Origin of the sequence: Curtobacterium sp. SP.BCo, from assembly GCF_051903265.1 — a bacterium.
Lineage (GTDB): Bacteria > Actinomycetota > Actinomycetes > Actinomycetales > Microbacteriaceae > Curtobacterium.
Window position 1 is genome coordinate 705,390 of the sequence record NZ_CP194337.1, and the last position, 15,841, is coordinate 721,230.

Below are 15,841 nucleotides of genomic sequence, written 5' to 3' on the forward strand. Positions count from 1 at the left end.
GCGAACGGCCTGGAGGCACGACTCGCGTCCGCCGGACGGCTCCCGACCGGCGGGCGGTCAGGACACGCGACGGGCGGCGACGGTCCCCACGACGCCGAGGGTCAGCACCGCGACGAGCACGACGAGCAGCGGTGCCGTCCAGTCGCCCGTCGCCCCGTGCAGCGTCCCGGCGACGAGCGGACCCGCCGACCCGATGAGGTACCCACCGCCCTGCACGAACGCGGACATCCGGCGGGCATCGGCATCGCTCGACACGATCCGGACGATCACGATGAAGATCACCGTGATGCCACCGCCCTGGGCAGCGCCGCCGAGCACCGACCAGAGCAACCAGAGCTGCGGGGCGAACAGCAGTCCGAGGGGCATCGCGAGCCACAGGAACGCGACGAGGGCGATGATCGCGCGCGGCTTCCACCTCGAGGCGAGCGCCGGCACACCGAGCGCGCCGACGACCGCCAGGATCTGGAACACCGAGGAGCTGGCGCCGGACGACGCCTTCGAGAAGCCGATCTCGTCGTGCAGCAGCGTCGGGATCCACGCGGTGAGGGCGTAGTACGAGAACGCCTGGCCACCGAACGCCAGGGTGAGGCCCCAGGTGATCAGGCGGCGGGCCGGTCGAACGGGCTCGTACAGCGCCTGCTCGGCAGCGGCCCGGAGCGAGCCGGTACCGAGCACCTGGTCGATCGGTCCGGTGACGGGCACGGGTTCCCCGGCCGGTGCCGAACGGAGCCACGCGGCGCGGGCCCCGACGGCGTACGTCCACGCCAGCCCGGCGACCACGGCCAGGACCGCCCAGACAGCGATCGCGATCGGCCAGCCCCAGGCCTCGGCGATCGGGGCGGTGCCCAGGGACGTGATCATCGACCCGACGTTGAGCGCCGACGTGTACACGCCCGTCACGAGCCCGACGCGCTCCGGCGAGGTGTCGCGGCGGATCACCACCGGGATGACCACGTTGCCGATCGTGATGCCGATGCCGATGACCGCCGTGCCGATCAGCAGCGCCGCCGCCGAGGGCATCGAGCGCACGACGGTGCCGGCCAGCACGATGACGAGCGACAGGGACACCGCGCGCTCGGGGTCGGCCTTGGCGATCACCCAGCTGGCGAACGGCGTCGCGAGCGCGAAGCAGAGCACCGGGATCGTCGTCAGCAGGCCGGCGATCGTCGCCGAGAGGCCGAGGTCGACGCGGATGTCCCCGATGACCGGGGCCGTCGCGACGATCGGGCCGCGGAAGTTCAGCGCGATCAGGACGATCGCCGCGGGCAGCAGCCAGGCGGCGCCGCGCAACCCCGTGCGGGCGGCCGTGCTCACTGCGGGACGACCGTACCGGGCAGCAGGATCGGCAGCAGGTCCAGCGGGGTCGCCGCCTGCGCGATGGTGCCCTCGGCCTCGGCGGGGGAGCCGTAGCCCCACTCCGCGAAGACGACCGGGACGCCGTGCACGGTGGCGCCCTCGACGTCGTGCAGTCGGTCGCCGACGAGCACCGGGCGGCTCGTGTCGAACCCGCGGGCGTCGAGCCGCTTGAGCGCTTCCTCGACCACGTCGGCCTTGCTGGACCGGACCTCGTCGTCGCTCGCGCCCGTGATGATGTCGATGTCCCCGGTGAGCCCGTAGTGCTCGAGGATGTACGTCGCCGGGGTCTCGGGCTTGCTCGTCGCGGTGGAGATCGGCAGTCCGGCCTCGTGCAGGGTGCGGAGCACGACGTCGATGCCCGGGAACATCGCGGAGTCGAGGGCGCCGTGCGAGAAGTAGTGCTCGCGGTACACGGCGAGGGTGCGCTCGGCCTGCGCCTGGTCCATCCCCATCGCCGTCGTGAACGTGTCCATGATCGGCGGGCCGACGAACGACATGAGCGTCGCGTGGTCCGGCACGGGGACGCCGACCTGCTGGAACGTGTACGTGAGGCTCTCGAGGATGCCCGGCGCGGAGTCGCTGATGGTGCCGTCGAGGTCGAAGAGGATGGCGCTGAACGGGCTGGTCATGTCCTGCCCACCCTACCGGCGCGCGCCGCAGCCGACGTGGCGGGGCCGAGCCGTGCCTCCAGGCCGGCCGACGGGTGTTCAGGACAGACGGCCGCTCAGAACAGGCGGGTGTGGCCGCCCTCGATGCCGCGCATCGCGTCGTAGTCGAGCACGAGGACGCGGATGCCGCGGTCCTCGGCGAGCGTGCGCGCCTGCGGCGCGACCGTCTGCGCCGCGAGCACACCCTGCACCGGGCGGAGCAGCGGGTCGCGGTTCATCAGCTCGAGGTAGCGCGTGAGCTGCTCGACCGCGTCGATGTTGGCGTTGCGCTTCATCTCCACGGCGACGCTCGCGCCGGCGTCGTCCCGCGCCAGGATGTCGACCGGCCCGATGGCGGTCATGTACTCGCGGCGGACGAGGGTGTGGCCGTCGCCGAGGAGCTCGATCTGCTCGGCGAGGAGCTGCTGCAGGTGCGCCTCGACCCCGTCCTTGACCAGGCCCGGGTCGACCCCGAGGTCGTGGGTCTCGTCGGTGACGACCTCGTACAGGGACACGATGAGCTTGTCCTGCGTCTTCTTCTGCGTGACCGTCCACACCTGCGTGATGCCGGCGCTCGCCTGTTCGTCGTCCGGCTCGGCGATCTCGATCGAGCAGGGCGGGCTCATCCAGTTGAGCGGCTTGTAGCTGCCGCCGTCGGAGTGCACGAGCAGCGAACCGTCGGCCTTCAGCATGAGGAGACGGGTCGCGAGCGGCAGATGGGCCGACAGCCGACCGGCGTAGTCGACGGAGCAGCGGGCGATGACGAGACGCACCCGGGAAGCCTACCTGCGGTCGGCGGACCGCCCGGACGTGGTGCCGTCCGCCTCGACGGTGCGGTCTGCGTCGTCGGACGGGAGGCGCGGCTCGCCCCCGGTGTCACCCTTCCGTCCGCCCCGGGCCGGCCTGGCGGCGGCGCCGGTCTCGCGGGCTGCGCCCGACGCCAGCCCTGCCGCGATGATGAACACGAAGACGATCAGCAGCGCCCCGAGCAGCCCGATGTGCTCGCCGAGGAACCCGATCAGGGGCGGCCCTGCGAGGAACGCCACGTAGCCGATCGTCGCGACGGCGCTGACCCGGGCCGCGGCGGTCCGGGGGTCGTCGGCGGCGGCGGACATGCCCATCGGGAAGCCGAGGCTGGCGCCGAGGCCCCAGAGCACGACGCCCACGATCGCGAGCGGCACGTCGTCGATGAAGATGAGCATGCCGAGGCCGACGACGGCGACCGCGGCACTGATCCGCAGCACCGGGACGCGGCCGAACCGGTCGATGAGCGGGCTGCCGGCGACCCGGCCGACGGTCATCGCGGCGAGGAACACCGTGAGGACGGCCGAACCGGCGGCGTTGTCGAGCCCGTGGCCGTCGATCATCGCGAGCGGCAGCCAGTCGTTCGCCGAACCCTCGGCCAGCGCCATGCCGAGCACGATGACGCCGATCAGCAGCGTGGAGGGCTGTGCCCAGACCTGCCAGCGGGTGAGCGGCGTCGCTACCGGGCTGGTGTCGGTGCCGACCTCGTCCGCGAAGCGGTGCTCGTCCTGGAACCGCGTGACGGCGACCAGCATGACCGCGCTCGTGGCGATGACCAGCACGATGAAGTGCCAGGCGACCGGGACCTCGAGCTGCTCGGCCAGTGCCCCGAGACCGGCGCCGGCCAGGGTGCCGAGGCTGAACGCTGCGTGGAACAGCGGCATGATCGTGCGCCCGCCGGCCTTCTCCGCCGCAGCACCGGAGACGTTCATCGACACGTCGCACAGGCCGTTGCCGAACCCGAACGCGATGAGCGCGATCCAGATGGCGGCGAAGCCCCAGCCGAGGGTGACCGCGATGCCGGCGAACACCATGCCGGCGGTCAGGCACACGGCGGCGACCTGGACGCCGCGACGGGCGCCGAGCTTCGCGACGATGTGCCCGGCGAACGTCAGGCCACCGATCGAGCCGACCGCCATGCCGAGCACGAGCAGGCCCATCTCGAAGGTGCTGGCACCGAGGGAGTCGCGGACGCTGGGGATCCGACCGAGCCAGGTGGCGATGTCGAGCCCGGAGAGCGTGAACACCACGAACACCGCAGTGATCCAGGCCCTGGTGGTCGGGGTGGTGCGGGAGGGGGTCAACGTCATCGGAGATCCTTGCTGGGGCGCGTGTTGCGGTCGTATCGAATCGATTCGACCGCTGTTTCCGGCTACGCTAACGGGCGATGGACGAACCGGCAACAGGACTCGGCGCGTCGCGCCCTGCCCGGCGGGCGCGTCCGACGCTGGCAGCGGTCGCGCGCGCCGCCGGGGTCGCACCGTCGACGGCGTCGCTCGCGTTCAGCGGACTCGGTCCGGTGTCGGAAGACGCGAAGGCCCGCGTCCTCGCCGCGGCCGCCGACCTCGGGTACGGCGGCCCCGATCCCCGTGCGCGGTCCCTGCGCCGCGGCCGTTCCGGCGTCATCGGGGTCGTGATGGACGAGCGCCTGAGCGATGCCTTCCGTGACCCGGTCAACGTCCTGACGCTCGACGGCATCGCCGAGGTCGCGGGTGCCGCCGGTGCGTCCCTGCTGCTCGTCCGGAGCCCGCTCGACGACGAACAGGGTGCCGGGCCGATCGTCGACGCGCCCATGGACGCCGTGGTGCTCGTCGGCTGCAACGTCCGCATCGACCCCGCGGTCGCGGTCCTCCGCCGCCGGCAGATCCCCGTCGTCGCGATCGAGGCGGACGAGATCGAGGGCGCGGTGCCCGTCCACCTCGACAACCGCGAGGCGTCCCGACGTGCCGCCGCCTACCTCCGTGACCTCGGGCACACCGACGTGGCGATCGTGGCGCTCCCGCTCGACGCCGCTCGGCGTCGGGGTCCCGTCGACGAGGCGCGCGAGGCCGAGGGCGTCGCGCACACGACCCTCGAACGGCTGCGCGGTGTCCGCGGGGTCTACCCCGACGCCGTCGCCGTGGAGACCGCCGGCAGCTCGGTGGAAGAGGGCCGCATCGCCGGCGAGGCGCTGTTCGCTCCCGGGGCGACCGTCCCGACGGCCGTCGTGGCGCAGAGCGACCTGCTCGCCGTCGGGGTGATCTCAGCCGCACTCGACGCCGGACTCCGGGTGCCGGAGGACGTCAGCGTCGTCGGGTTCGACGGCATCACGGTCGACGACAGCCTGCTGCACCGCACCCCGATCCGGCAGCTCACGACGCTAGTGCAGCCGTTCGAGCAGAAGGGCCGCGCTGCCGCCCGCGCCGCGCTGGCGATGCTCGAGGGCGACGAGCCCGTGCCGGCGGCGTTCCGGTCCGAGCTGCGGATCGGCGACACCACGGGGCCGGTACCGGACCAGCCACCCTCCGGACGCGGCTCCGGGCGAGCCTGACGCGGGTACCGTGCCCGGCCGGGCCGACGGGGCGGACCGGTCCCGTGCCTCCCGGCCCGCCCGTCGAGACGGTCAGCGACGATCGACCGGTGCGGTGGCCCGCTCCGGGTCGACGATGGTGCGCACCGCCTCGGTCGAGATGCGCTCGGGCGACTCGACGGCGGAGCCGGCGTGGTCGTCCGCGGACATCGTCCGCTCGTCGAACGGCGCCGCACCGGACAGCACCCGCTCGACCTGCTGCTTGTCGATCTGACGCGTCCACGTGCCGACGAGCACCGTCGCGACCGCGTTGCCGGTGAAGTTCGTCAGCGCACGGGCCTCGGACATGAACCGGTCGATGCCGACGATGAGGCCGACGCCGTTGACCAGGTCGGGACGGTGTGCCTGCAGGCCCCCGGCGAGGGTCGCCAGCCCGGCACCGGTGACGCCCGCAGCACCCTTCGAGGCGATGATCATGAACACCAGGAGCGAGATCTGCTCCGGGATGTCCAACGGGGTGCCGAGCGCGTTCGCGATGAACAGCGACGACATCGTCAGGTAGATCGCCGTGCCGTCGAGGTTGAACGAGTACCCGGTCGGGACGGTGACCCCCACCACCGGCTTCGAGACGCCGAGGTGTTCCATCTTCGCGATCAGGCGCGGCAGGCTCACCTCGCTGGAGGACGTCGACACGATGAGCAGGTACTCGCGTCCGAGGTACTTCATGAGCCGGAAGATGTTCACGCCGGTGACGAGCCGGAGCAGGAGCCCGAGCACCCCGACGACGAAGACGATGCACGTGGTGTAGAAGGCGACCATCAGGGTCCCGAGGGCGACGAGCGCCGCCACGCCGGTGGCACCGACGACCGCCGCGATGGCACCGAACGCGCCGATCGGCGCAGCCCACATCACCATCGCGAGGATGCGGAACACCAGGGCCTGGAGGTGCCGGATGCCGTTCAGGATCGGCGTGCCCTTCTCGCCCATCGCCTGCAGCGCGAAGCCGACGAGCAGGGCGACGAAGAGGGTCTGGAGGATGCTGCCGCTGGTGAGGGACGACACCAGGGTCGCGGGGATGATCCCGAGCAGGAAGCCGCTCGTGGACGATGCGTCCTCGGTCGACCCCGCGGGGAGCTCGTACTTCGCGGTCGACATGTCGAGGTGGTCACCCGGGTGGATCAGGTTCCCGACGACCAGGCCGATCGCGAGGGCGAAGGTCGACATCGCGACGAAGTAGCCGAGCGCGAGCCCACCGACCTTCCCGACCGTCGCCGCCTTCGCGATCGACCCGACACCGAGGACGATCGTGCAGAAGATCACCGGCGCGATCATCATCTTGATGAGCGCGATGAAGCCGTCGCCGATCGGTTTGAGGCCGACCGCGAAGGCCGGGGCCGCCAGGCCGACCGCGATGCCGGCCGCGACCGCGGCGATGACGGCGATGTAGAGCCAGTGCGAACGGTCCAGGCCACGGCGACGGCCGGGCCGTGCGGTGGACGGGTGCGTCGATGCCATGAGACTTCCTTGTCGTCAGGACCGGGGCGTCGTCGCTCCGGTCGGCTCGTCCTCGGGGGAACGGGCCCACCCTGGCGGAGACCGGGTGGCGAAGGGGACTTGCGTTCATTGCGTTCACGCCCGTGTCGGAGAATGGTGTTCCCGCAACGAGGCGAGGAGGGCTGGCAGTGGTACCGAGACGGTGGAGCATCGCGAAGCGGCTCTTCGCGCTGCAGCTGCTGTTCGTCGTGGTCGGTGTCGCCGTCGGCGGCGTCTGGAGCTGGGCCTCTGCCCGGGCGGACCTCGAGGCCGACGCCGCCGCCGAGAGCACGGCGGTCGCGGTGTCGATCGCCCGCAACCCCTTCGTGCTGGAGCAGGCCCGGCTCAGCGACCCCTCGACCCGGCTCGAGCCGTACGCCCTCGACGTGATGCGTCGGACCCACGTGGACTTCATCACGATCATGGCGCCGGACCGGACCCGGTGGACCCACCCGGACCGCTCGGAGATCGGACGACCGTTCCGCGGCACGATCGCGCCCGCGCTGCGCGGAGCGACGTTCACCGAGACGTTCGCCGGGACGCTCGGGCCCTCGGTGCGTGCCGTGACGCCGATCACCGACGACGACGGCGACGTGGTCGGACTGGTCGCCGCCGGCGTGACGGTCGCGAGCATCTCGAGCGCCCTGCTGCCGCGGCTCGTGTCGGTCGTCGCCGTCGCACTGGCGATCGTCGCGGTGTCTGCCCTGTTCTCGTGGCTGCTCAGCCGGTACCTCGGCCGGGTCACCGCCGGTCGTGGGCCCGAGGAACTCGCCCGCGTGTTCGCGTCCTACGAGGGCGTGCTCCACTCCGTCCACGAGGGTCTCGTCGTCATCGACCGCTCGGGGTCCGTCGTCCTGCACAACGACCGTGCAGCGGAACTGCTGCACCTCCCCGTGCCGGCGGAGGACGTCACGCCGATCCCGCTCGCCTCGCTCGACGTGCCCGACGCACTGCGGACGCTGCTCGCCTCGGGCGACCGCGCCGTCGACGAGACCTACCTGACGAGCGACCGGGTGCTCGTCGTCAACCAGGAGATGGCGTTCGCGCGCGGGTCGGGGAAGCCGCTCGGCACCGTGGCGACGATCCGTGACCACACCGAACTCCTGCACCTGTCGGGCGAACTCGAGGCCACCCGGACGCGGACGGACGCGCTGCGCTCGGCCACCCACGAGTTCGCCAACCGTCTGCACACCGTGGTCGCACTCATGGAGCTCGGACGCGTCGACGAGGCCATCCGGTTCGCCTCGGACGAGATCGACCGGCACGCCGACGTGGGAGTCGGCCAACCCGAGCCCGGTCTCGACCCTGCGGTCGGGTCCGCCGCCGCGGAGGCGGTCGTCAGCGCCGTCCTCGACGGCAAGCGCGTCCGGGCGCGCGAGCGCGGCGCCACCCTGACGATCGACACGTCCGGCTTCCGGGGCCCGCTGCCGGTCGCCGTCGGCGACGTGGTCACCGTGCTCGGCAACCTCGTCGACAACGCCGTCGACGCGGTGACCGAGGTCGCGTCCGACGACGGCGAACGGCAGGTCCGCGTCACCGTCACGTCCTCCGACGGCCGCACCCGGTTCGTCGTGCAGGACGACGGCCGCGGCATCGCGGACGTCGACGCCGCGTGGACGCGGGGCTGGTCGACGAAGACCTCGGGGTCGGAGGGCCGCGGGATCGGTCTCGCGCTCGTCCGGTCGACCGTGGACCGCGTCGGTGGCGACCTCCGCGTCACCACCGGCCCCCACGGCACCACCTTCGTCGTCGACCTCGAACCGGGGCAGGTGGCTCCGTGACGGACGTGATCCGGGTGCTCATCGTCGAGGACGAGCCACTCACGGCCGAGGCGCACGCTGCGTACGTCTCCCGTCTCGACGGCTTCACCGTGGTCGGCTCGGCGGGCACCGGCCGGGCGATGCTCGCCGCCGTGGCGTCCGAGCAGCCAGACCTCGTCCTGCTCGACTTCGACCTGCCCGACGCGCACGGACTCCAACTCGTCCGGGCTCTCCGAGCCGCGGGGTCCGCGGTCGACGTGATCGCGGTGACCGCTGCGCACGATGCCCGCGGCGTGAAGAACGCGCTCGCGCTCGGGATCGTGCAGTACCTCGTCAAGCCGTTCAGCTTCCGCACCTTCGCCGAGCGGCTGCAGACCTACCGCGCGTTCCGTCGCGGCTTCGAGGACCGGCGGTCCCTGACCCAGGCGGACATCGACCAGAGCCTCGGGACCCTCCGTCCGAGCATCCCGTCCGAGTTGGAGAAGGGCATCGCGCGCGAGACGCTCGATTCGGTCCAGGACGTCCTGCAGCGCGCGTCGGGCGGGCTGTCCGCAACCGAGGTGGCGGAGGCGACCGGCACGTCACGCGTGACCGCCCGTCGGTACCTGGAGCACTGCGTCACGGCAGGGCAGGCCGACAAGGAGGTCCGGCGCAGCGGACCGGGTCGTCCCGAGTACGAGTACCGCTGGCTGCGATGAGCAGGGCGGCGTGGTCGCGTCCGGAGCGGCGCCGGTCAGGCCACCGGCGCGGTGATCCCGGTCAGGCCACCGGCGCGGTGATGCCGGTCAGCCGCTCCGAGACGTCCCACAGCCGGGCCGCGAGCTCCCGGTCCCCAGCGCGCCGTGACCGACCGATGACCTGTGCCCCACCGCGCATGTGCATGAGGTGCTGCGGTCCCACGAACGTGTCGCCGGGCAGGTCCTCCGTCGCCGCGTAGAGCGTGGGGAGTGCGCCCTGGTCGGCGTCCTGTCCCAGCCGGGGGAGCAGGTGGTCCCAGATGCCGCGCCGTGCGCCGTCCGGCAGGTCGTAGATCGACGTGGTGACGAGTCCGGGGTGTGCGGCGATGACCCGGACCGTCGAACCCGCAGTGGAGAGCCGGCGCTGGAGCTCGGCGACGAACAGCAGGTTCGCGAGCTTGGAGTCGTTGTAGGCGCGCGACGACCGGTAGGGGCGGCGTTCCCAGTTCGGGTCGTCGAGGTCGAGCCGGGCGGCACGTTCGGCTTGGGACGCGACGACGACCACCCGGTCGCGCACCTGTGGGAGCAGCAGCGTCGTCAGTGCGAAGTGCCCGAGGTGGTTGGTGCCGAAGTCGAGCTCGAAGCCGTCGGCGGTCCGGGTCAGCGAGCGCGCGGAGACGCCGGCGTTCGCGACCAGGACGTCGATCGGTCCGGTCCACTGCTCGGCGAACGACCGCACGGATCCGAGGTCGGCGAGGTCGAGCGCCCGCACCTCGACGGAACCGGGGAGCGTGCTCGCCACCGCCCGGCCCTTGGTCGTGTCGCGGACGGCGAGGACCACGTGCGCCCCGGCCCGAGCGAACGCCGCGGCGGTCGCCCGCCCGATGCCGCTCGAGGCGCCGGTGATGACGATGGTGCGGTCGGTCAGGTCCGGCAGGGCGGACGCGTCGTGATCGGTCATGTGGCCAAATGTAGGCGCTGTCAACATAGTTGTCAACGACCACATCGCGCTATGGTCGGACCGTGGACACGAGCTACCACCACGGTGACCTGCGCGAGACCCTGCTCGCCGAGGGCCGTCGGCTGCTCGTCGAACAGGGCGTCGAGGCGGTCACGCTGCGTGAACTCGCCCGCCGCGCCGGCGTCAGCCACGCCGCACCCAGTCGGCACTTCCGCGATCGCGACGCGCTGCTCGAAGCCATCGCTGCGCGGGGCTTCGAGAGCCTCACCGCCGCCCTGCGGGACGCCGACCGGCTCGACGGCCAGGAGGCACGACTCACCTCATACGCGCACGCCCACATCGCGTTCGCGCGCGACCAGGGCCCCCTCATGTCGCTCATGTTCGGGACGCACGCCAGGCCGGGCGGGCCGCTCGACGCGGCAGCGGCCCGGTTCTTCGCGCTCGGCGCGGAACTCCTCGGCCAGCGGGCGGACGACGATCCGGGCGCCCTCCCCTTCCTGGTCGCCGGGATGTTCGAGGGCATCGCCGGCCTGGTCATCGCCGGTCGGCTCGCACCGGAACGGGTGGACGCCGTGGTCGCCGACGCGGTCGAGATGCTGCTGCCCCGGCTCGGGCCGCCTGGTCGGCGCAGCTGAGCATCAGTCCGGGACAGGATGGTGCATCGGAGTCGTCAGGCGACCTCGTTCGCTGCCGCCGGCGCCTCCAGAAGCTTCCGCATCTCGGCCACGGGTACGTCCCAGAGCGCCGCGTCGGCGAGGGCAACAGCCAGCACGTCGCCGACCATGCCGGTCCTGACGTGCACCCCCTGTGCCGCCGCGGCTGCGCGGACCGATGACCGCAGCGCAGCGACCGGCGTCGTGGCGTCGCACCGGAGCACGGCCTGGCCTCGTTCGATCGTCCGCTCGAGGAGCCTGGCCGCGACGTCGGTGACGTCCATCACGGGCGCAGGGCCTTGCGGTACCAACGATCCGAGTAGGGGTCGTCGTTGAACGCCGTGATGCGCTCGAACCCGTTCCGTTCGTACATCGCGCAAGCCTCCGTCAGTTCGGCGCGGGTGTCCAGGCGGAGCGTCGTGACGGCTCGTGCTCGGCAGGATCGCTCGACGGCGCGGAGCAGCTCCGAGCCGACGCCTCGGCCGCGGTGCAGCGGCGACGTGAACACCTTGGTGAGCTCGGCCACGTCGCCGAGGAAACGCACGCCGGTGCAGCCGACCGGGTGCCCGTCCTCGTACGCAACGAACAGCACGCCGGTGTCGCCCTGCAGGTCGTCGAACGGTTCGTCGCGGAGCGCCTGGTCGACCTCGGCGTCCGTCGCGGGCCGCCCGTACCACCGCGAGGCCACGTCGGCCAGGTAGTCGCGGACGATCCGAGCCGCGGTGGGGGCGCCGGGGGAGATCGTCTCGATGATGCGCACGGTACGGAGCGTACGGGCGACCGGGGTCAGTTCGACGCCACGACGAGCGCGACGGTGAACAGGACGAACGCGACGGCCGCGGCGGTCGACCGGAGGACGTCGATCCGCTCCCACCGCGCCACGACGGCCTTCCAGTCCGCGGGCGGGTCCTCCGGGTCCCAGTCGTTGACGCCCATGTTGATCGGGACGGTCCCGAGGAACGACGCCAGGGCGAACACCACCAGCGCGGTCATCGCGGCGATGCGCCACCCGAGGCCCTCGCCCGCGCCGGCCGTCACGAGGACGGCGACGGACGCGAGCACGGCAGGCACCATCACGATCGGCACGACGACCTTGAGGGACTGCACCAACGCGATCCGGGTGCGGACGTGGGCGTCGTCGGGCAGGGAAGCGATCGCCGGTTGCACGCCCCAGCGGACGATGAACTCCTCGCCGGCGAGCACACCGACGAGGACGAGTTGGACCACCAGGAGGACGTTCACGACACCACCTTCGTCCGGGGCGCTCACACCGCGCTGACGCGACGCTGACGCAGACCGGCGTCGACCGTGGTGCTCACCGCGCCGACGCGTGCTCGATCCAGCCGCGTCGGTGCGCCCGCACCCCGAGCGTCACCGCGCGGACGCCGATGTACCCGAGCGCGAAGGCCGCCCAGAGACCGGCCAGCGATCCGCCCACCCACCAGAGCAGCGGCAGGTACACGACGAGGTTCACCCCGCCCGCGATCGCGAGGTAGCGTGCGTCCCCGGCGCCGATCAGCACGCCGTCGAGGACGAACACGTACCCGGCGATCGGCATCCCGACGGCGATGAGCACGAGCACGGCGGGCAGCGCGTGCCGCACGGCGGGGGAGTCGGAGAACACCGGCCCGAGCACCCCGCTGACGGCGAGGGTGAGCACGCCGAGCAGGGCACCGCCGGCGATGCCGAGCAGGACGAGCCGCCGGGTGACCAACCGCACGCGGGCGGGGTCGCGCGCGCCGAGCCCGTGCCCGACGAGCGCCTGTCCGGCGATCGCCAGCGCGTCGAGCGCGAACGCCAGGGTCGAGAACACCGTCAGTCCGACCTGCGTCGTCGCGAGTCCGGCGGTCCCGAGTCCGGCGGCGGTCCCGACGGTCGCGAGCATCGCCACGCGCAGCGACGCGGTCCGGAGGAACAGCCACGCGCCGGACCGCAGAGCCCGCGCGACGCCCGAGGCGCCGGGGCGCAGCGGTGCGCCCGACGCACGTGCCGCCCGGACGGCGATGCGGACGTACACGATCGCCATCGCCCACTGCACGATGACGGTGCCGGCCGCCGACCCCTCGACGCCCCAGCCGGCGCCGTAGATGAGGACGGCGTTGAGCAGTCCGTTCGCGACGAAGCCGACGGTGGCGACGACGAGCGGGGTCCTCGTGTCCTGCAGTCCGCGCAGCAGCCCGGTGGACGCGGTCACGACCAGGATCCCGGGGAGTCCGACGAGGGAGACCGTCAGGTACGCCGTCGCGGCTGCCGAGACGTCGGGCGATGCGCCGAACAGCGACACGAGCGGCCCGGCGAGCGGCCACCCGACGAGCGCGAGGACGATGCCCAGACCGAGCGCGAGCCACATCCCGTCGATGCCGGCGTGCACGGCACCGCGTCGGTCGCCGCCCCCGAGTGCCCGCGCGACGGCAGGGGTGGTCGAGTACGCCAGGAACACGAGCAGTCCGGTCACGGTCTGCAGCACCGCGCCCGCGAGCCCGACGGCAGCGAGGGGCGTCGCACCGAGGTGTCCGACGAGTGCGGTGTCGGTCAGCAGGAAGAGCGGCTCGACGACGAGCGCGCCGAGCGCCGGCACGGCCAGGCGGACGATGTCGCGGTCGACGGCGCGCCGTTCGGTGGTCGCTGCGGGTCGCGTCGGTCCGGGCACCGACCCATTCTGGCCGCCCCGCGGACCGTGCGCGGTGCGCGCAGCGCGACCCACGACCTCCAGGACGAACGTCGCCCACCCGCGGACCGCAGGCGCGGGGCGGACCCGACCCGCGCCTCCAGGCCGGGATACGCTCCGATGGTGGACATCGCCGCACTGGTGCCGGGAGCGGTCGGCATCGCGCTCAGCCCCCTGCCGGTGGCGTCGGTCGTCTTCCTGCTCGGGCACCGACGCGGGTACGGGTCGGCCGTCGCCTGCGCGGCGGGCTGGATGGCGGCGGTGGCGGTCGCCCTCGTGGTCGCGGTGTCCGTCGGCGAGCAGCTGCCGTCCGCGACGGACGACGGCCCTCCCGTGCAGGCGCTGGTCGCGCTCGTCGCCGCCGTGGTGTTGTTCGTGCTCGCCGCGTGGCAGTGGTTCCGTCGCCGCCTGCCGGACGGGTCGCCGGCCAGCACACGGTGGGCGGACGCGATGGAGGCTCTCGGTCCGGGGCGCGCCTTCGGACTCGGAGCGCTCCTGTTCGTCAGCCCGAAGTCGGTCGTCCTGGCGTCGGCGGCCGGCCTGACCCTCGGCGACGCGGACCCGCGAGCCGGCCTGACGGTCGTCGTCGGGGCGCTGTTCGTGCTCGCGTCCGGCGTCGTGGTGCTCCTGCCGGTCGTGCTGGCCGTCGCGCTCGGCCCACGGGCCGAGCGGCCGTTGGAGGCCATGCGCTCGTGGATCGCACGGTGGGGTGCGCTCGCCCTGGTGGTGGTCCTGGTCGTCCTCGGGGTCGTGCAGCTCGTCATCGGGCTGACCGGTCTGCGCTGACCGTCGGCCGACCGGTCTGCGCACCTGCGCCGAGCGCCGGCCTGGAGGCGCGACCCGCCCGGTCCCGTCGACTCCCGGGACGGGACGGCCGGGTCAGTCGCGGCGCGGTTCCGCCGGGATGCCGCCGGTCGCCGCGTGCGCGGTGTCCGACGCCGCCGGCGTCGCCTCGTCGGTCCCGCGGGCCCGGCCGACGAGGTCCATCACGTGGTAGACCACGATCGCCGCGACGGTGCCGAGGATGATGCCGCCGAAGCTCGCCTCGCCGAACGAGAACGTGAAGTCCGCGATGCCGATGATGAGCGCGATGCCCGCCGTGAGCTGGTTCTTCGGCTTCGCGAAGTCCACGTGGTTCTCGACCCAGATGCGGATGCCGATGACGCCGATGAGGCCGTAGAGCGCGGTCGTCGCCCCGCCGAGCACCCCCGGCGGGACGGAGGAGATGACGGCGCCGATCTTCGGGGAGAGCCCGAGCAGCACCGCGACGATCGCGGCCACCCAGTAGGCCGCCGTCGAGAACACCCGGGTCGCGGCCATCACGCCGATGTTCTCGCCGTAGGTCGTCGTCGCCGAGCCGCCACCGAGACCCGCGAGCACGGTGGAGACGCCGTCGGCGAAGAGCGCACGCCCGGTCAGCGGGGTGAGGTCGCGGCCGGTGAGCTGCCCGACGCCCTTGACGTGCCCGACGTTCTCGGCGACGAGTGCCAGCACGACCGGCACGAACGCCAGGTAGATCGCGAGCTGCGACGGGTCGAACGCCGGAGCGGTGAACGTCGGCAGCCCGATCCACGCGGCCTCGTGCACGGCATCGAACGACACCTCGCCGCCGATGAGCGCCGCGACGTAGCCGACGACGACGCCGATCACGATCGACAGTCGACCGATCAGGCCCTTGAAGAGCACCGTCACCAGGATGATCGCCGCCAGGGTGATCAGCGCGACGATGGGGGCCTTCGTGAAGTTGTCGCGGGCGGCCGGGGCGAGGTTGAACCCGATGAGCGCCACGATCGCGCCGGAGACCACCGGGGGCATCAGGCGGTCGATCCACCCCGCGCCGGCCAGGTGCACGATCGCACCGACGACCGCCAACAAGGCACCGACGACGATGATCCCGGACAGGGCGAGGGGGATGCCGCCGATCTTCGTCGCCGCGGCGATGGGGGCGATGAAGGCGAACGACGACCCGAGGTAGCTCGGCAGCCGGTTGCCGGTGACGAGCAGGAACAGGATCGTGCCGATGCCGCTGAACAGGAGCGTCGTCGACGGCGGGAACCCGGTCAGCAGCGGCACGAGGAACGTCGCACCGAACATGGCCACGACGTGCTGCACGCCCAGGCCGATCGTCCGGCCCCAGGTGAGGCGCTCGTCCGGCGCCACGATCGTCGTCGCGGAGACGGTCTTGCCGTCGCCGTGCAGCTTCCACGGAAGTCCCATGCGATGACCGTACCGGCACGGATCCACCGGTGACGGCGACCGTCCTGCTCGACCAG

At 72.6% G+C, this 15,841-nt stretch carries 16 protein-coding genes; 5 read left to right on the plus strand and 11 right to left on the minus strand.

The window, feature by feature from the left end:
* Positions 1-57 precede the first annotated feature (57 nt).
* The 4 genes from ACRQ4B_RS03400 to ACRQ4B_RS03415 all read right to left on the minus strand — a co-directional run bounded on the left by ACRQ4B_RS03400 (position 58) and on the right by ACRQ4B_RS03415 (position 4,117).
* The gene (locus tag ACRQ4B_RS03400) at positions 58-1,314 is read right to left on the minus strand and encodes an MFS transporter (protein ID WP_439693282.1); all 1,257 of its coding nucleotides are present in this window, start codon (positions 1,312-1,314) and stop codon (positions 58-60) included.
* Positions 1,311-1,985, minus strand: coding sequence for an HAD hydrolase-like protein (locus ACRQ4B_RS03405; RefSeq protein ID WP_439693283.1), 675 nt, complete (start codon positions 1,983-1,985; stop codon positions 1,311-1,313). The genes ACRQ4B_RS03400 and ACRQ4B_RS03405 overlap by 4 nt, the downstream gene beginning before the upstream one ends.
* A 95-nt stretch (positions 1,986-2,080) precedes the next feature.
* Complete coding sequence (nucS, locus tag ACRQ4B_RS03410; protein ID WP_439693284.1) at positions 2,081-2,776, minus strand: endonuclease NucS; 696 nt, start codon at positions 2,774-2,776, stop codon at positions 2,081-2,083.
* Between the two features lie 9 nt (positions 2,777-2,785).
* Entirely contained in the window at positions 2,786-4,117 is a 1,332-nt protein-coding gene (locus tag ACRQ4B_RS03415) for an MFS transporter (protein ID WP_439693285.1), read from the minus strand.
* Positions 4,118-4,194: 77 nt separating this feature from the next.
* Here ACRQ4B_RS03415 and ACRQ4B_RS03420 point away from each other — a divergent pair, with 77 nt between their 5' ends.
* Positions 4,195-5,337: a substrate-binding domain-containing protein gene (locus tag ACRQ4B_RS03420; RefSeq protein WP_439693286.1), complete on the plus strand. Its 1,143-nt coding sequence runs from the start codon at positions 4,195-4,197 to the stop codon at positions 5,335-5,337.
* Positions 5,338-5,409: 72 nt separating this feature from the next.
* Here ACRQ4B_RS03420 and ACRQ4B_RS03425 read toward each other — a convergent pair whose 3' ends face one another.
* The gene (locus ACRQ4B_RS03425) at positions 5,410-6,831 is read right to left on the minus strand and encodes a cation:dicarboxylate symporter family transporter (RefSeq protein WP_439693287.1); all 1,422 of its coding nucleotides are present in this window, start codon (positions 6,829-6,831) and stop codon (positions 5,410-5,412) included.
* Positions 6,832-6,998: 167 nt separating this feature from the next.
* Between ACRQ4B_RS03425 and ACRQ4B_RS03430 the strand changes: the two genes are divergently transcribed.
* Complete coding sequence (locus tag ACRQ4B_RS03430) at positions 6,999-8,630, plus strand: sensor histidine kinase (RefSeq protein WP_439693288.1); 1,632 nt, start codon at positions 6,999-7,001, stop codon at positions 8,628-8,630.
* Positions 8,627-9,307 (plus strand): response regulator, encoded by a 681-nt coding sequence (locus ACRQ4B_RS03435; RefSeq protein WP_439693289.1) that lies wholly within the window; start codon positions 8,627-8,629, stop codon positions 9,305-9,307. Before ACRQ4B_RS03430 ends, ACRQ4B_RS03435 begins: the two co-directional genes overlap by 4 nt.
* Positions 9,308-9,368: 61 nt before the next feature.
* On the opposite strand, the gene ACRQ4B_RS03440 is transcribed toward ACRQ4B_RS03435, so the two are convergent.
* Positions 9,369-10,247 (minus strand): oxidoreductase, encoded by an 879-nt coding sequence (locus ACRQ4B_RS03440; protein ID WP_439693290.1) that lies wholly within the window; start codon positions 10,245-10,247, stop codon positions 9,369-9,371.
* A 62-nt stretch (positions 10,248-10,309) separates the two neighbouring features.
* Between ACRQ4B_RS03440 and ACRQ4B_RS03445 the strand changes: the two genes are divergently transcribed.
* Positions 10,310-10,882: a TetR/AcrR family transcriptional regulator gene (locus ACRQ4B_RS03445; protein WP_439693291.1), complete on the plus strand. Its 573-nt coding sequence runs from the start codon at positions 10,310-10,312 to the stop codon at positions 10,880-10,882.
* Positions 10,883-10,917: 35 nt separating this feature from the next.
* Here ACRQ4B_RS03445 and ACRQ4B_RS03450 read toward each other — a convergent pair whose 3' ends face one another.
* The 4 genes from ACRQ4B_RS03450 to ACRQ4B_RS03465 all read right to left on the minus strand — a co-directional run bounded on the left by ACRQ4B_RS03450 (position 10,918) and on the right by ACRQ4B_RS03465 (position 13,550).
* Positions 10,918-11,187 (minus strand): hypothetical protein, encoded by a 270-nt coding sequence (locus ACRQ4B_RS03450; protein WP_439693292.1) that lies wholly within the window; start codon positions 11,185-11,187, stop codon positions 10,918-10,920.
* The gene (locus ACRQ4B_RS03455) at positions 11,184-11,660 is read right to left on the minus strand and encodes a GNAT family N-acetyltransferase (protein ID WP_439693293.1); all 477 of its coding nucleotides are present in this window, start codon (positions 11,658-11,660) and stop codon (positions 11,184-11,186) included. Before ACRQ4B_RS03455 ends, ACRQ4B_RS03450 begins: the two co-directional genes overlap by 4 nt.
* 26 nt (positions 11,661-11,686) lie before the next feature.
* Positions 11,687-12,142 carry an anthrone oxygenase family protein gene (locus ACRQ4B_RS03460; protein WP_439693294.1) on the minus strand — a complete coding sequence of 152 codons (456 nt, stop codon included), beginning with the start codon at positions 12,140-12,142 and terminating at the stop codon, positions 11,687-11,689.
* Positions 12,143-12,215: 73 nt separating this feature from the next.
* A complete protein-coding gene (locus ACRQ4B_RS03465) occupies positions 12,216-13,550 on the minus strand; it encodes an MATE family efflux transporter (RefSeq protein ID WP_439693295.1) in 1,335 nt (444 codons plus the stop codon).
* A 138-nt stretch (positions 13,551-13,688) separates the two neighbouring features.
* On the opposite strand from ACRQ4B_RS03465, the gene ACRQ4B_RS03470 reads away from it, so the two are divergent.
* The gene (locus tag ACRQ4B_RS03470; protein ID WP_439693296.1) at positions 13,689-14,354 is read left to right on the plus strand and encodes a GAP family protein; all 666 of its coding nucleotides are present in this window, start codon (positions 13,689-13,691) and stop codon (positions 14,352-14,354) included.
* Positions 14,355-14,447: 93 nt separating this feature from the next.
* On the opposite strand, the gene ACRQ4B_RS03475 is transcribed toward ACRQ4B_RS03470, so the two are convergent.
* Entirely contained in the window at positions 14,448-15,785 is a 1,338-nt protein-coding gene (locus ACRQ4B_RS03475) for a uracil-xanthine permease family protein (RefSeq protein ID WP_439693297.1), read from the minus strand.
* Between the last annotated feature and the right edge of the window lie 56 nt (positions 15,786-15,841).

Excerpts from the sequence above, each read along its gene's own strand:
- ACRQ4B_RS03470 (WP_439693296.1), top strand. The coding sequence starts at position 13,689 with ATGGTGGACATCGCCGCACTGGTGCCGGGAGCGGTCGGCATCGCGCTC.
- ACRQ4B_RS03475 (WP_439693297.1), bottom strand. The coding sequence starts at position 15,785 with ATGGGACTTCCGTGGAAGCTGCACGGCGACGGCAAGACCGTCTCCGCG.
- ACRQ4B_RS03405 (WP_439693283.1), bottom strand. The coding sequence starts at position 1,985 with ATGACCAGCCCGTTCAGCGCCATCCTCTTCGACCTCGACGGCACCATC.
- ACRQ4B_RS03415 (WP_439693285.1), bottom strand. The coding sequence starts at position 4,117 with ATGACGTTGACCCCCTCCCGCACCACCCCGACCACCAGGGCCTGGATC.
- ACRQ4B_RS03420 (WP_439693286.1), top strand. The coding sequence starts at position 4,195 with ATGGACGAACCGGCAACAGGACTCGGCGCGTCGCGCCCTGCCCGGCGG.
- ACRQ4B_RS03425 (WP_439693287.1), bottom strand. The coding sequence starts at position 6,831 with ATGGCATCGACGCACCCGTCCACCGCACGGCCCGGCCGTCGCCGTGGC.
- ACRQ4B_RS03440 (WP_439693290.1), bottom strand. The coding sequence starts at position 10,247 with ATGACCGATCACGACGCGTCCGCCCTGCCGGACCTGACCGACCGCACC.